The 2,042-nt window shown below is 76.3% G+C and carries 1 protein-coding gene and 1 pseudogene; one reads left to right on the top strand and one right to left on the bottom strand.

Going from position 1 to position 2,042, the window contains the following annotated elements:
• Positions 1-636: pseudogene (locus tag AB0O00_RS37100) on the bottom strand (hypothetical protein); the annotation flags it as partial.
• 221 nt (positions 637-857) lie between these two features.
• Between AB0O00_RS37100 and AB0O00_RS37095 the strand changes: the two are divergent.
• The coding region (locus AB0O00_RS37095; RefSeq protein WP_363659103.1) for a protein kinase at positions 858-2,042 on the top strand (1,185 nt) is incomplete at its 3' end.

The following is a 2,042-nucleotide window of genomic DNA, read 5'->3' as shown; positions in this document are numbered from 1 at the left end:
GTCGGTGCCGCGCAGGACGGCCGCCCTGGCCAGCACCGGCCAGTCCCGGCCCGGCAGGGCGGCGAGGGCCTCCGCGGTCGCGGTGTCGCGCTGCTCGGGCGGGCCGTCGTGGCACAGGCGCTGGAGCCAGTCCAGGGCGCGGGCCGCCGAGTCGGCCTCGGCGCCCGGCTCGGCGCCGCCGGCCGTCGCCCGGAGGAAGGCGAGCACCGGCGCGAGGGGACCGGCCGGGACGGCCATCCGTTCCTCGGCGAGGCGCTGCAGGCTCCACCGGGGCAGCTGCCGGGCCGGGTCGGCGAGCAGCGGGAAGGCTTCGTGGTGCAGCGCGAGGGCGGCCTGCGGGTCACCGGTGGCGAGGGTGGCCTCGGCCTGGCCGAGCAGGGCGAGGCCGCGCTGCTCGGCGAGCCCCCCGCCGGCCGCGAGCACCCCAGGGCCCCCGCCGGCCGCGGCGAGCCGGCCGGCCAGCTTCCCGTACCGGCGCCGGGCCTGCTGCGCCTTGCCCGCCGCGAGCAGCTCGGCCGCCCCGGCCAGGGCCTTCGCGACCGCCTGCGGGTCGAGCGCCCGCCTGCGGCGGACCACCAGGACGCCCGCCACAGCGGCCAGTGCCACCACGATCAGCACCACCGCGAGCTGCGCCATGCACCGTCCCCCTGTGCTCCCGAACCGCCCCCGCCATGATCAAGTCAGCATGTTCGATCATGAGTTGACGCTATTTCATGATGTTGCTCGGCGACCATCAGGATAGGCCCTCGGCGGGGCCGCCGAACAGGAACGAGGAACAGGAACGAGCACTATCCTGGGCACCGCGAACAGCCGGACCGCGTCGACGGCCCGGTGTCAGACGGCAGACGGGGGTGGGCGTGTCCGAGTCGCGTTGGGTGCCCGGGCTCCGGTTCGGGCCGGAGTTCGACCCCGAGCAGTACGAGCTCCTCGAATTCCACCACCGGGGCGGCGAGGCCGAGGTGTGGCGGGCCGTTCGCACCGGCCACAACGGGCGCAAGGAGCTCGTCGCCGCGAAGATCATGCTCGAACGGGACCCGTCCGAGGTCCGCCGCTGGCTCGGCCGCTGGGACGACGTCTCGCACAACGCCCACCGCCTCGGCGTCACCGACCTCGTCGTGCCGAGCTTCCTCCTCGGCCCCTCCCCGCACCGGCCCGGCGCCGCGCCCACCGGCGGGCTCCTCGGCTACCAGATCTCCCCGTGGGTCGACGGCGTCCCGCTGCACACCTGGGCCCGCGCCAACCGCGCCGGGCCCGCGGCGGCGGCCGAGGTGCTCGCGCGGCTGTGCCGCATCGTCGACGAACTCCACCGCAAGCGCTGGGTGCACCGCGACATCTCCCCCGCCAACGTCCTCGTCGACGCGGGCGGCCAGGTCAAGCTCATCGACCTCACATTCCTCGCCCCGCTCGACCACACCCTCACCGTCGCCGTGTTCACCCCCGGGCACGTGCCGCCCGAGGCCGAACAGGTCGGCGGCTTCCCCACCACCGCCAAGGACCTGTTCGCCGTCGGCACCCTCGCCCGCGCCCTCCTGCTACCCGAACACGGCCGCCTCGACCACCGGTTGGCCGTCGAACAGGCCCGCACCGAACTCCTCGCCGCCGGCTACGGCGAGGAACTCGCCCAGTGGGCCTGCGAACCACTCGCCCGCGACCCCGACCGGCGGCCCGCCCCACTCGGCCCCTGGGCCGCCCGCGGACGCGAACTCCTGCGCGCGCACCGGCCGTTGCCCAGGTCGACCGGGCTGGCGGTGCTGCCCGGCGATCGGCCGCTGGTCGCCGCGGCGGCGGACGGGGGTGTCGTCCTGGCCGGCGCCGACGAGTGGCCTCCTCGACAGGGGCCCAGCGCGGTACGGGAGTTGGTGTGCGGACGGGCCGGGCCCCGCGGCGAGCTCGTGCTCTGCGCGGAGGACGGCGGCGGCACGATGTGGGTCGGCACCACGACCGGCTGGTGGGAGGCCGCGCGCGGAGTCACCGGCCTCGCGGGCGGCGTCGACGCCGCTGGGGAGTTGACCGTCTGGACGGCTGCCGGGGGCTCGCTCCAC

The sequence above is a fragment of the Kitasatospora sp. NPDC093558 genome, from assembly GCF_040683475.1.
Lineage (GTDB): Bacteria > Actinomycetota > Actinomycetes > Streptomycetales > Streptomycetaceae > Kitasatospora.
This window is presented reverse-complemented; position numbering and strand designations above follow the sequence as displayed.